The following is a 13,539-nucleotide window of genomic DNA, read 5'->3' on the forward strand; positions in this document are numbered from 1 at the left end:
TGTTGTAACCCTATAAAATAGCCCATTAAAGCAATAAATTAGAAAGATTAGCTTAGATTATAAAAACAGGAATTGTCATGTTAAAGCAGGTAATTATTTTATCCGTCACCGCCGCGTTAATATCAGGCTGTGCATCAACTGAGAAAGTTACTCCAGTTGGAAGTGAAGAACTGAGTGCTAATCTTGCCACTTCACAAACAGCGATTATCGATGCGATAAACGCTCAATGTGAAAGTTCTTCATCTGAAATGCAAAACCTAAGCGCTGAAGTAAACGATTTAAAATTACAAATCACTGACGCATTAGCCAAGCAATCCAAAAAAATGAATGACGATGCGGCTGCTCTCGCTCAATTAAGTGAGCCGCCACAATGTCCTGAATCTGTTGTTTCAGACAAAATTGTTTTAGGCGAAGTTGAGCATGTATTTGTTGACGAGCTTAAAGCCTCTTTTGAAACGCGTATTGATACGGGTGCAGAGTCTTCTTCATTAGATGCTAGAAATATCGTGTTGTTTGAACGAAACGGTGTTCAATGGGTACGATTTGATGTCATGACCAATGGAGCAGATCAGCCTGGTAACACCTTTGAGCATAAAGTTGAGCGTTTTGTTCGCATCAAACAAGACTCGGATATGCCAGATGACCGCCGTCCAGTCATCCACGCACATTTAAAAATTGGTCAGTATGCTGCTGAAACTGACTTGAACTTAACAGATCGTAGCCACTTAGAGTTCCCGTTATTACTTGGTCGTAAATTTATGAAAGACATTGCTGTTGTAGATGTTGGCCAAATATACGTTCATGGCAAAAAACCACAAACAGAATCGACTAAAGAAGCTAAATAGGAATTCAAATGCATTCTCGTAAGCCGTTTTTTATCTTTGTTGCCCTACTTTTCATTTCAGGGATAACTGCGAGTATTTACCGCAGTATTGAACATAACGTTCCATTTTTTCCAGGCGAGCAAGTTCAAAGCTGGTCCGTTGAAGCTAAAGTCATGTTTAATGGCATTAATAAACCTGCTGAAGCCTCACTTTCACTACCTCAAGACCCAGCCTTTGATGTGTTGGCCGAAAACGCAACATCTGCGGGGTATGGTTTAAATATATCTGAAGGTGATGATCGACGAGCTGTTTGGTCAATTCGTGAAGCTTCTGGTGGTCAGTCTTTATACTATCGCGTAACTCTGGTACCTACTGGTCAACTTAAAGTCGATGCCGATGAAGAGCCTGCGACCCCAGAACCATACTTATGGCAAGTGACCGAGCGCGGTGCAGCTGAACAAATCATTAATCAAGTTTGGGAACGAAGTGCCAGTAACATTTCTTACGCCCAACAGCTAATGGATGTGATTAACAACAGCAATCAATCACAAAACTTGGCTTTATTACTTTCAGTTAATTCTCGTACTCAACTATTTTTGCAAATGCTGCAATCTAAAGGTGTACCAGCAAAGCAAGTTAGTGGCTTGATGCTAGAAGATCAACGTCGCCGACAACAGCTCAATCCGTACGTACAAGTTTATCAAGACGGTGAATGGATCTTATTTGATGTTGAGAACAACAAACAAGGTCGCCCAGACAACTTAGTACTATGGCAACACAATGGTATGTCAGTACTTGACGTTATTGGCGGTAGTAATTCACAAGTCAATTTCTCAATGTTACAAGAAACGCGTTCTGCATTAGCCACATCAATCGATATGATGATGAATACAGATTCGCTGGACTTTTCTCTGTATCAATTACCGCTTGAAGAGCAAAGCACGTTTAAAGGGATTTTGTTGATTCCTATCGGTGTCTTAGTCGTGGTTTTTTTGCGCGTTATTATCGGCATTAAAACTTCAGGTACCTTCATGCCAGTGCTTATTGCACTGGCATTTATTCAAACTACCTTACTGACAGGTTTGATTGGATTCTTACTCATTGTCGCGTTTGGCTTAATGATCCGTTCCTATTTATCACAACTCAATCTCTTGCTCATATCCCGAATATCCGCGGTGATTATTGTGGTGATATTTATTATTGGGTTATTTACTTTAATTTCATACAAGCTTGGTTTGAGCGAAGGACTAACTATTACATTCTTCCCAATGATCATTCTTGCGTGGACCATCGAGCGGATGTCTATCTTATGGGAAGAAGAAGGGCCTAAATCAGTATTTATGTCTGGTGGCGGTAGCTTATTTGTGGCGACATTAGCTTATTTAGCAATGAGCAACTCTTGGATCCAACATTGGGTGTTTAACTTCTTAGGTATTCATTTAGTCATTCTGGCATTGGTATTGGTAATGGGTCAGTACACTGGTTACCGCCTAACAGAACTAAAACGCTTTAAGCCTTTGGCTGAGGAAAAGTAATGAAAAATTACGCTTGGCCTTGGGAATTACGCCGAAACGGCGTTTTGAATATGAATAAGCGCAATATCGATTACATTGGCAAGTATAATCAACGTAAATTTTATAAGCGCGTCGATGATAAGCTCATTACTAAGCAATTAGCTTTAGCCAATGATATTGCAGTACCAGACTTAATCGGTGTTGTTGAAGAACAACATAAAATTAATGAAATACCGCAAATGGTACTGGGCAGAACAGGTTTTGTTATTAAGCCGGCTAAAGGTTCTGGTGGTAAAGGTATTTTAGTCATAACACACGTTGAAAACGGCCGTTATTACAAACCAAATGGCGATGAAGTCACACCAAATGAAGTATATCGTCATGTCTCGAATATCTTAAGTGGCCTATTTTCACTTGGTGGTATTCCTGATGTCGGCTTAGTCGAAGGCTTAATCGAATTTGATCCTGTGTTCGATGGCTTTAGTTACGAAGGTGTACCAGACATTCGCCTTATCGTATTTAAAGGCTATCCGGTCATGGGGATGCTTCGCTGCTCCACTGCTGCATCTGATGGTAAAGCGAACTTACACCAAGGTGCTGTTGGTGTTGGCTTGGATATAGCGACGGGTAAAAGCTTATATGCAGTTCAATTTGATAAGCCTGTGTTAACTCATCCAGATACCAATTATGAACTGTCACAAATCCAAGTGCCTAACTGGGATGTGCTATTACATACTGCATCAAGTGCCTATGAAATGTGTGAGTTAGGTTATTTGGGCACTGATATGGTATTGGACAAAGTACGCGGCCCGCTACTATTAGAGCTGAATGCTAGACCAGGATTGGCGATTCAAACAGCTAATGGTAAAGGGATTTTAGGTAGACTAAAACATGTAGAAGGTCTTAAAGGACCGACGTTATCAGTGGAAGAGCGCGTCGCATATGCAAAAAAACATTTTTGTAGTAATCCTAACTTTTAGTTTATTGGCAACTGCTCCGGCAGTTGCCAACCCGCTAAACCTTTTCATTCAACAATGTCTGCGTTATCAGCCGTCTCTGGTTGAATTAGATTTAAATCAGCCTGTTGCTAAACAGGCTGTTCAATTTGAACAACTCACCTTAGGTTTCAACAATTTTAATGACCGATTAAATTATTATCGTGACTTAGCCGCTAACAGCCAACGCGAAAGCATTTTGATGTGTCAGCTGCATTTAGCCGATGAGCTTCAAGTTTTACTGAAAGACCCTACACTTGAACATTTCATTGATAACCTGTCACAAGCACAGCCACCCTATTCGTCTTTAGCTGCAAAACTTAAATCAATTCAAAGTAGGCAGTTAGACATTACCTCTAAATCCAAACTGCATAATGCTCAAGCCACTATAAGAAGAAACCTTAGCAATAATCATGTCGAATTAGTATTTAACGACAAAAAATGTCAGTTAACATCTCCTGCATTCGAGCATTCTCAGGAAGATACGACCCGTAATAATGACAATCATGATAACAACAACTCAGTCAACACCACTGCAAAATATAACCTCGATGTTAGCCTTGCTAAATATCTTATTTTACAACCAAATGAGCAATGTCGAAAAAGTGCTTGGCTTGCTTATCAATCGCGAGCCAAATACAAAAATGCAGTCTCGTTAGACATCATCAAGCAAATTAAACAACCAACTGCAGCGCAACATCTCGACACTCACTTTTTAGATAGTGATGCTCTAATTAATTATTTGCAGCAAATCACTACCAATATCAACATTGCACCGTGGAATATTGGGCAACATCTTGCGAGTTTACCTCACGAAAAATACACAGGTTTCACCTCAGCAAATGACATAATCGCGCAAGCGTTCCAACAATTAGAAGAGGTTGGAATTCGTTTTGAAATTTTATCTGTAGCTGCAATAACTCAGCAACAAGATCGCTTTGAACAAAAACGCGAAGAAACTCAGCTGTCATCAGAAAAAACGATTAATCAACTTGCCGAAAACCAAATCTATCGGGTGTGGCATCAACAACGTTTACTCGGCGAACTGTTTGTAACACCAGCAATGAAAACTTCTGCACACATTATTCGTTACCCCGTAATCGGGCATCAATTTGCACAAGCCAGTATCAGTTACGTAAAAAAAATCTCTAACCGAAGGCAAGCCAATCAATTAATCGATGCAGTAACAGAAACTATCGCAGGTTTAGCTCGAGGAAATAAATTTTATTTAAATAACAAACAGGGTCTGGCAGACAATCACTCACTAGGACAGCTTTGGTTAGCACAATATTTACGTCAACACCTCAAGTTAGACCTATCAGAGCGAGAACAAGCCGCAATTGATTATCGACAGCAATTACGTGTTTTTCGCTCTAAAGTGATTTTGGACTTCTATCTTAATGAACATATTAACCAACAGCCGCTAGCAATATCGTTTGAGCAAAGTTTTAATCAAGAGTGGCAAGGTGCTCAAGAACTAGCATTTAGCTTTAATGGCATTGCTAATGAGGGGATAGACTATTATTTACCTCTCTGGCATCAAAGCCTTGTTAGGATCATTTTTGAAGCAAGTAAACCTACAGTAACAAAACGTCAAGTTTTTGATATTTTTGTAGTTAATGAAGAAAATTTAACCCTAAATGAGCAAATGATCATTATACTTACCCCACCCAATGATCCATCATCAATCATCAGGAGAGCCTTCAATGTTGGCCATTCGCAAATTTAAATCCTTATCGTGCCTTGTAGGTTCAAGCATCGTCGGCTTGTCACTTGTGGTCGCTTCAACGGGAAGTTTCGCTGAAACAAAACCATCCTCAGCAACGCTAACACATCAACAAGTTCGAAGTGCGATTCAGCTAAACCTTGAACAAAATATGTATACTCTCCCACCGCGCATTCAGGGCCATTACGGCCTAAGAATGTACCGTATGACAGGTGATGAAAAATACACTAATGCTGCACTTATCGATTTAATTACTATTACTGAACGCCAAAATTACTTTGCTTGCAATATTGATACACCTAAATTTATTGAACAGCAAGCAGAGCAAGCTATCAGTGTATTGGGTAAAGGGCCTCGTGCTAAAGCACGCAAGAAAGCGTTAAAACCTTTTCCTGAGTTTATTTTTTATAGCGATATTTTATTACGGTACGCCAGCCGGATTAATGAGTTAGGTTTTAATGGTCCATGCCATCAACAGATGGTCGAGGCTCTAAAGGCTTACGATCTAACACCAGGATTAACTGACCCTAAAATGATTAAATCTTGGGCTGCTCAACTAATTAATTATGCTTATTGGGCAGAACAGCTTGAAGTTGGAAGCTATGTTGAAGATTACAAAAAAGCCTTTATTGCAGCTTACCCAAATGACAAAGACAGTGAACTAGACAAAAAACAGTTCCAAAATAAACTATATGGCATGACGCACTTTATTTTCGCCGCAAGTGGTTATTACCAAAAAGAAGTTAGTGCGAAAGAATTTAAATGGATCTTAGATTACTTTGATAACAACATCGACCGTATTCTAAAAGATGCAACTGACGACATTATTTCTGAAGTGGGCATCAGCTTTTATTTAACTGGTTTACGTGATCACCCTGTGATTAAAAAAACCCAAAACCATATAGCAGCTTCGTTTGATCCAGAATATCAGATCATTCCATCGCCTAGAGGTAACCCTGATATGGTAATGGGTGAGCACCGAAATGTATTAGCTATGATGTTATTAGACTGGCCAGAAAAACTTCACAAAGGCCCTTATCTTGCAGACATTAAAGCCACTAAAAAATACTTACCTGTGCAAGTTGCACCTATAAAAACTGATAAAAACTGACAAAAACTAAGGGCGTAATTATCAATACGCCCTATTTCTTATTGATAAAAATTGGGGCGGCTAAATTGTTTAACATTATTGTGTTGTTTCTTCGCCCATAATTAACTCCTGCATCGACAGTTAAGAACAATATCATTCGAGAATAATATGAGCAGAGCAAAGTCAACATTAGAACAATGGCGTATCCTTCAATCTGTTGTTGATTTTGGTGGATACGCACAAGCAGCAGATCAGCTCAATAAAAGCCAATCATCACTTAATCATGCAGTGGCAAAACTACAAAGTCAGTTAGGTATCCAATTACTCGAAGTTAAAGGCCGCAAAGCTTACCTTACTGAACAAGGAGAAGTATTACTGCGCCGTTCACGTCATTTAACACAAACAGTCGATGAACTTGAACAATTAGCCAGTAACTTAGGTGAAGGTTGGGAACCCAATTTAACTATTGCCCGCGAAATTATTTACCCTATGGACTTTTTAGTCGATGCATTGAAAGCATTTTTACCCCATAGCCGTGGGACTCGAGTCACTATCATCGATTCGGTAATTTCAGGAACTCATGAGCTAATTTTAAATAGCACGGCTGATATTGCCATATGTGCTATTCCCGCAAAAGGTCATATTGCAGAACCTATTTGTGAGTCAGAGTTATTTCTAGTTTGCTCTCCAGATCATCCTTTAGCTTTGCAAAAGGTTATTGCTGATGATCAAGTTCTTGCGCAATACTTACAGGTGGTAATCAAAGACACTGCGATTAATAAAGCCTCTGATACTGGTTGGCTCAAAGCAGAGCAACGCTGGACGGTTTCAAATTTCCACGAAGCGATAAATATACTAAAAACAGGCATTGGTTTTTGTTGGGCACCAGCCTACTTAGTTAAAGATAATATAGTATCAGGAGAGCTAAAACGGTTAGTGTTAAAAGGCAGTAAGAGTCGTAAAATACAACTATCTTTACTGATCCCAAATCGCGATAAACAAGGGCCTGCATCTAAACTACTAGAATCTTTGATACTACTTCAACATGATATAAATCAGAGTCTTGATTAAAATTAAACAAATAAAATTTGGCAAGGTTTAGGTGACGTTATACAGCAATATTGATTGGTGTGTATGCTTGTTCTGACTGTAAATCCGATACGTTAATGTTGGCATTATTGATTGTTGTTTCAGTATCGCTATTTTGGTCGTTCGTTTGGTCAAATGGATAAGTGGGCGTAAAGTCTTGCTGACCAAACAATTCTAAGTGTTGAGCTAAATCATTAATTTGTTTTGAATCTTCACTACTTATTATCTTCTCTTGCCGCTCAGCAGTTAATTCTTTTTTCGCTTCATTCATTTTTTGAACCGCTTCATTAGCCACTTGAATATCGGCAATTGAAGGTTGAACTGGTGCCATGGCTGCTGCATAAACCTTTTGCATCTTGTTATAGGTTGCTTGGGCATTACCTTCAATCACACCAACATCGATATTAACCTTACCTTCAACAGCATAGCGTTTACCGTCGGGGCCTTTTTCGTAAGTATATTGAGGAGTGTGAGCAAAACTTCCACCTACGGCGGCGTGGGCCTGTTCATGTGTTTTAACTTCAGAGTCTCTTGCAGAAAGCTCCTTAATCACTTGGGCATCAAGTTGAACTTGTTGCTCCACTTCTTGCTTAACCGCTTCTTGTTTTTGTTCTGTTTGTGCTTTGTTTTCAGCTTCATTTTCAGCGCTGTTTTCAGCATTATCATCAACCTTAGCATTTTGTACTTCCGTTTCTTTATTACCAATCCCTTCAAAGCCTGACACAGGCTTACCAACTAAATTATTTTCATCAATATTCTTAGAAAGCTTAACATCTTGATTAAAAACATTTATTGCTTTATCAGTTTCTTCCTGAGTTCCACCAGCTGATAAGCCCAGCACTGATATAGCGCCACTTTTCATATTAAATTGCGAAGCGGATGGGTTAAGCGATTCAGGAGTCATTGACTGCTGAACTGACATGTTTGAACTTGGATTAGTCTCCGATGTAATGTCGGCAAAATGAGTTGCAGAGTTATTGGCTAGAGGGTGATTTACTAGAGAGCCAGTTGCTAGAGAGCTCTTTGTTAAAGAACCATTTGTTGGGAAGGTACTTGTTAGTGTGTTCGCGGCCGGTACAGAGCTATTAGTAACAGAATTATTAGCAACGCTATTAGCACCATGACCTACAACCGTACCTCGAGTTGAGCGAACGCTTTGACTTGAGGTTAGGTTTGTTGCTTGTATAGAGGTTTGACTCTGAATATTCATAATTATCGATTAAACGGATAAATCGATAATAGTGCCGACATTTTCAGATGTAACATCAATGACTTCTGCAGAAGCTTGCGCTTGAGTCACCGCTTGCTCAGCATCAATCAAAGCAGATACTTTATCTGTTGGCTGCGTTGTTTGAGAACTTAAGGTTACAGTATCTTGTTCCGCTTTAATTGGAGCAGCTGTTGCTGGCTCTGGAGCAGCAACAGCTGTCGTTGCTTGCGCTAAATCGTTTTGGGCACTTTGTAAACCTTGTATTCCTGAGGTCATTGCTGATGGTACTTGCATGTCATCAATCCTTTTAAAATCAAACCTAAAACAATATAAAAATGAATTTAGTTCATATTATTATCGTTAAGTGTTCTTTATTAAGTGTTTAATTATCATTCAAGACTTACGGTTTGTACAGCAATAGGATACTTGTTATGCGCATTGTTATAACAAGTGCTAAAATCAAACACTAATACCAAGTTCTAAAACCATGCGCTCTCCCAGTCTTTCCAAACAGGATTCAAACCAATTCGTTGCATTTTTTCAATAACTTGACTAACACTTCGATCGTCACTGATTTCAAATTGATCCAGCTGCGCATTGGGATTTTGATAACCTCCTGGTTCAGTCGAACTACCAGCACTAATATTTGTCACCCCAAGTGGTAGCAAATTGTCTCTGAACTCAGGAGTTTCTCGAGTAGACAAACTAATTTCTAACTGCGCATTGAACAATCTAAATGCACAAATCAGTTGCACTAAACCTTCGTCGGTGAGCTCAACTTTCGGCGTTATCCCACCAGTACAAGGCCTTAACCTAGGTAACGAGATACTATAGCGCGTTCGCCAATAATGCTTCTCTAAATACCCAAGATGATATCCCATCACTAGTGCATCTAACCGCCAGTCATCCAGCCCAAGTAACACCCCTAAACCAATTTTATCAACACCCGCGGCAGCGACTCGATCAGGAGTTGCTAAACGATATAAAAAATCTTGTTTTTTTCCGCGAGTATGGTGCTTACGATACGTTTGAGGTTGATAGGTTTCTTGATATACCATCACGGCATCAAGACCCAGCTCCACTAACGTTCGATACTCTGATTCAGTTAACGGCTGTACTTCAATTGCAACATAGCTAAATTGTTGCTTTACGATGGGTAAAACATGTTTAAAGTACTCAATACCTACTTTGGTTTCATGTTCACCCGACACCAGCAAAATTGAATCAAAACCTCGCTGCTTAATAATACTCATCTCAGCTAATAATTCTGCATCAGACAGTGTTTTTCGCTTGAGCTTATTACTCATCGAGAAACCACAATAATCACACTCATTAGCACACAAGTTAGACAGATAAAGTGGCAAATATAATCCAATATTGGCACCAAAACGCTGCCGAGTCAGCTGATAAGCTTTTTGCGCCATTTGTTCAAGATATGGTTGTGCCGCTGGCGATAATAAAGCCATTAAACTATCGATGTTACCTTGCGAATGTGAAATCGCACGCTCCACATCTACAGCAGTGGTTGAATATAAGCGCATAGACAATTCATCAAGGTTTAACTGTTTAAATTGTTCAGTAAAACTCATTACTATCCTGACCTTAAAACTTTAAAAAGTTCGTTAGCGGACTAGTGTGTTCAGCTTGTTTTGAAACATTGCCGAGCCCTGCTAAATACGCTTGCCTTCCTGCTTTGACCGCATTGTTAAAACACTCCGCCATAGAAATAGGATCTGTACTACTGGCAATCGCGGTATTTACTAAAACGGCATCAGCTCCCATTTCCATCGCTCTACACGCATGCGAAGGTGCGCCTATACCAGCATCAACCACAACTGGTATATTCGCTTGCTCAATAATAATTTCTAAAAAGGGCTCTGTAGCCAAACCTTGATTGCTCCCAATAGGGCTACCTAATGGCATAACAGCGGCGCAGCCCACCTCTTCCAGTCGATAACATAAAACAGGGTCAGCATGTACATATGGCAATACAGTAAAACCTTTATTGCATAGTATTTCAGCGGCTTTTAACGTTTCTACGGCATCTGGCATTAAGTATTTAGGATCTGGATGTATTTCTAGTTTGATCAGCTTTGTAGCTAACATTTCACTGGCAAGTTCAGCTGCAAAAATGGCTTCTTTTGCATTACGTGCTCCTGCAGTATTTGGTAATAACTTAACTCCCATTTGCTGCAATGGCGTCAGTAAGTCATCAAAATCTTTACTGTGATCGATCCGCTTCATCGCTAGCGTCACTAATTGGGACTGAGACGCCGCTATCGCCGCTAACATTGTTTTAGAGTCGGTAAATTTCCCTGTTCCAGTAAACAAACGTGATTCGAATTCTTGATTAGCAATTGATAACATCTTATCCCCCTGCTACTGCTGAAAATACGTCAATTTTGTCACTTTGTTGACATTCAATCTGCGCCCAACGACTACGAGGAACAACTTGGTCATTCAAAACTAGTGCCAATGACTTCGGATTTAAATCTTTTAACTCAACTAACTGCAGCAAGCTTGCGTTGCTATGTAGTTTTTCAGCTGAACCATTAAATTCTATTGTGATCATAATTTTTCCTAACGTACTTAAAAGGCTGAAAACTGCTTAATTTAATGCGCAAATACAACAATTTGGATCTTGTGACATACCGACATGGCGCCACTGCAGATTTTTAGCATCGAATAAATGCAGGCGGCCTTTCAAATCTCGCTTTTGTATTTCATCGCTTTTTAACCAATTTAGGCCCAGTAAAGCTTGCATTGATGCAACGGACAATAATGCTGAGGTTAGCACTCCAGCTTGAGCGCATGACTGATTTACGGCTGAATCTTCTGGATAAAGACATTGATAACAACCCGCTTTGTGCTCAGTATTGTTAGACGGTAGGATGTCAGATCCAGAGCTATTTTTGTCATGAGTGGCGACAAGCTCCCCGTAAGAAACAGCCTGAGTAAAATCGAGACAAAATAACTGCCCATTTGCACCGCTGACGGCACCACTTATCAGCGCTTTTTTAGCACGGACTGCAATCCGGTTTATCAATAAGCGAGAAGTAAAATTATCAGTGCAATCAAAGACTATATCTGCATCGTTTAATATCGCGTCATCTTGAGCCATAAACCTTTGACATAGCGGTGTTATGACACAATCAGCATAAGCTAGAGAGAGTTTATGGGCGGCAACATCAACTTTTTTAAAACCGATATCTTCATTTTGAAATAACAATTGTCTTGGCAAATTTGATAACTCGACAATATCGTCATCCATCAAGATAATCTTGCCGACGCCAGCAGCAGCAAGTTGGTGAGCTACAGCATGACCTAAGCCGCCAATACCAATAATGACCACAGTGCTGTTCATCAATTTAAGCTGACCATCCTCCCCCATATCTGGCAGTAATACATGGCTTGAATAACGCATATACTGAACATCAGATAATTTATTCATGACTAGCCTCGCACTGTAAACTTAAATCATCACTTTGCCACTGACTCAACAAACGTTTATATGCTGATGTTGGATAGGCAGCTTCAGTGACCGCTCTTACCACTGCGACGCTATCGACTTTGCTGGCTTTTATCTGATCGAGAACCTGCTCATCTATGCCACCAATCGCCACTGTTGGATAAACTGATTTAAGCAGAGCTGAGTAACGGGCTAATTTTTTTAAACCTTGGGGCGCCGATGGCATTACCTTAGTGGTCGTTGGAAAAATATGGCCAAGAGCGATATAGGAAGGTTTTAATTGGTGGGCAAGTAAGATCTCAAAAACGCTGTGACTCGATAAACCAATCGCAATCCCCGCTTCATTAATTACATCTAGCGGCGCCAATTCTGCGTCTTCTTGCCCTAAATGAATACCAAAAGCACCATGTTTTAACGCAAGCTGCCAATGATCGTTAATAAACACTTGGGCTTGATAATCACGCCCTAAAATAATCGCTTGTTGAATTAGCGTCTCTATATGCTCATCTAATGTATCACCAGTTTGTTTTATTCTAAGCTGAACTGTTGTGCATTTAGCTTTAAGTAACGCTTCAAGCAATGCAATATCTTCAACAACGGGATAAACACCAATTTCTTGCTCTAATTTCGCAAAAGCCTTATTTGAACCATGACTTGAGCCAATAGTTTGATCTGCTGAGTTCGTTAGATTCTTATTCGAATCAATTGCGTAATAATGACTAACACGAGGATATAGACCAATATCCTCTGGCCAACCGGTTTTAGCTAAAGGGCCAGCGCCTTTGCCAAATTGCACACTATCTAATAAGCCTTTTGACACGTATGCTTTCGCCATCACAATTGCATCGTGAAGCACGTAGTCATGTGCCATAAAACAAGCAATAGCAGAAGATAATGTACAACCACTTCCGTGATTATTATTAGTTCCAATACGTTTTGATGATAGCCAAAAGCTTTGATATTGATGTGATTCGCTGACACCTAAAACCTGCTGACAAACAAATAAGTCACTGGCTGTATCTCCTTGCCATTGCTGGGCATCACCGCCTTTTGCAAGAAGATTACATTTTAAATCTATATTTAGAAACGAAGCAGCATCATAAAAACTCGCTTTACCTAAATCGATTTTTACAGCTGATTTTGGTACTAACCTAAACAACTCTTGAGCATTGGGCGTCAATAAAGTGATCAAACCTTTAAAAGCGCTGAAATCCAGTTCAGCTTGTCGATTTAAACCATCTCCACAACTGGCAACCATTACAGGATCGACAATCACAGGCACGATTTTGTTGGCAATATCTTTGCTTCTAAACGATTTGAGCCACTTAGCAATAACATTCAGCTGTTGTTGATTGGCAATCAGTCCAATTTTTATTGCTGCAGGTGTTAAATCAGCTTCAAGCACATTTAACTGAGCGATTAACATGGCATCTGATACTGGTTCAACCAAGTTCACTTCCACAGAGTTTTGGGCAGTCAGTGTAGTAATAACACTGCAGCCAAAACAGCCTAAGTCGTTCATCGTTGCTAAATCTGTTTGAATGCCTGCGCCGCCACCACTGTCTGAACCCGCAATGGTCCAGACAATAGGTTTCTTAATATTTTGCATCAGTTGAGACATA

General features: G+C 39.9%; 13 protein-coding genes. 6 read left to right on the forward strand and 7 right to left on the reverse strand.

What is annotated here, in order from left to right; genetic code table 11:
• Positions 1–77: 77 nt before the first annotated feature.
• The 6 genes from K5Q58_RS12705 to K5Q58_RS12730 all read left to right on the forward strand — a co-directional run bounded on the left by K5Q58_RS12705 (position 78) and on the right by K5Q58_RS12730 (position 7,220).
• Positions 78–845 carry an ATP-dependent zinc protease gene (locus K5Q58_RS12705; protein WP_220754304.1) on the forward strand — a complete coding sequence of 256 codons (768 nt, stop codon included), beginning with the start codon at positions 78–80 and terminating at the stop codon, positions 843–845.
• An 8-nt stretch (positions 846–853) separates the two neighbouring features.
• A complete protein-coding gene (locus tag K5Q58_RS12710) occupies positions 854–2,359 on the forward strand; it encodes an inactive transglutaminase family protein (RefSeq protein WP_220754305.1) in 1,506 nt (501 codons plus the stop codon).
• The gene (locus K5Q58_RS12715) at positions 2,359–3,318 is read left to right on the forward strand and encodes an alpha-L-glutamate ligase-like protein (protein WP_220754306.1); all 960 of its coding nucleotides are present in this window, start codon (positions 2,359–2,361) and stop codon (positions 3,316–3,318) included. Before K5Q58_RS12710 ends, K5Q58_RS12715 begins: the two co-directional genes overlap by 1 nt.
• The gene (locus tag K5Q58_RS12720; RefSeq protein WP_220754307.1) at positions 3,281–5,062 is read left to right on the forward strand and encodes a hypothetical protein; all 1,782 of its coding nucleotides are present in this window, start codon (positions 3,281–3,283) and stop codon (positions 5,060–5,062) included. Before K5Q58_RS12715 ends, K5Q58_RS12720 begins: the two co-directional genes overlap by 38 nt.
• Positions 5,040–6,170 (forward strand): DUF3541 domain-containing protein, encoded by a 1,131-nt coding sequence (locus tag K5Q58_RS12725; RefSeq protein WP_220754308.1) that lies wholly within the window; start codon positions 5,040–5,042, stop codon positions 6,168–6,170. The genes K5Q58_RS12720 and K5Q58_RS12725 overlap by 23 nt, the downstream gene beginning before the upstream one ends.
• Positions 6,171–6,317: 147 nt before the next feature.
• Positions 6,318–7,220: a LysR family transcriptional regulator gene (locus K5Q58_RS12730; protein ID WP_220754309.1), complete on the forward strand. Its 903-nt coding sequence runs from the start codon at positions 6,318–6,320 to the stop codon at positions 7,218–7,220.
• A 37-nt stretch (positions 7,221–7,257) separates the two neighbouring features.
• Here the strand turns inward: K5Q58_RS12730 and K5Q58_RS12735 are convergent, their stop codons facing one another.
• From K5Q58_RS12735 to thiE, 7 genes are all read right to left on the reverse strand, one after another.
• Complete coding sequence (locus K5Q58_RS12735) at positions 7,258–8,448, reverse strand: putative metalloprotease CJM1_0395 family protein (protein ID WP_220754310.1); 1,191 nt, start codon at positions 8,446–8,448, stop codon at positions 7,258–7,260.
• Between the two features lie 9 nt (positions 8,449–8,457).
• Positions 8,458–8,742, reverse strand: a complete 285-nt coding sequence (locus K5Q58_RS12740) for a chemotaxis protein (protein ID WP_220754311.1) — start codon at positions 8,740–8,742, stop codon at positions 8,458–8,460.
• Between the two features lie 185 nt (positions 8,743–8,927).
• Positions 8,928–10,037, reverse strand: coding sequence for a 2-iminoacetate synthase ThiH (gene thiH / locus K5Q58_RS12745; RefSeq protein WP_220754312.1), 1,110 nt, complete (start codon positions 10,035–10,037; stop codon positions 8,928–8,930).
• A 13-nt stretch (positions 10,038–10,050) separates the two neighbouring features.
• The gene (locus K5Q58_RS12750) at positions 10,051–10,815 is read right to left on the reverse strand and encodes a thiazole synthase (RefSeq protein WP_220754313.1); all 765 of its coding nucleotides are present in this window, start codon (positions 10,813–10,815) and stop codon (positions 10,051–10,053) included.
• Between the two features lies 1 nt (position 10,816).
• Entirely contained in the window at positions 10,817–11,020 is a 204-nt protein-coding gene (thiS, locus tag K5Q58_RS12755) for a sulfur carrier protein ThiS (protein WP_220754314.1), read from the reverse strand.
• Positions 11,021–11,056: 36 nt separating this feature from the next.
• Positions 11,057–11,899: a HesA/MoeB/ThiF family protein gene (locus K5Q58_RS12760; RefSeq protein WP_220754315.1), complete on the reverse strand. Its 843-nt coding sequence runs from the start codon at positions 11,897–11,899 to the stop codon at positions 11,057–11,059.
• The gene (gene thiE / locus K5Q58_RS12765; RefSeq protein ID WP_259651336.1) at positions 11,892–13,538 is read right to left on the reverse strand and encodes a thiamine phosphate synthase; all 1,647 of its coding nucleotides are present in this window, start codon (positions 13,536–13,538) and stop codon (positions 11,892–11,894) included. Before thiE ends, K5Q58_RS12760 begins: the two co-directional genes overlap by 8 nt.
• Position 13,539 lies beyond the last annotated feature (1 nt).

Origin of the sequence: Shewanella sp. KT0246 (genome assembly GCF_019654955.1) — a bacterium.
GTDB classification, from domain to species: Bacteria; Pseudomonadota; Gammaproteobacteria; order Enterobacterales; family Shewanellaceae; genus Shewanella; species Shewanella goraebulensis.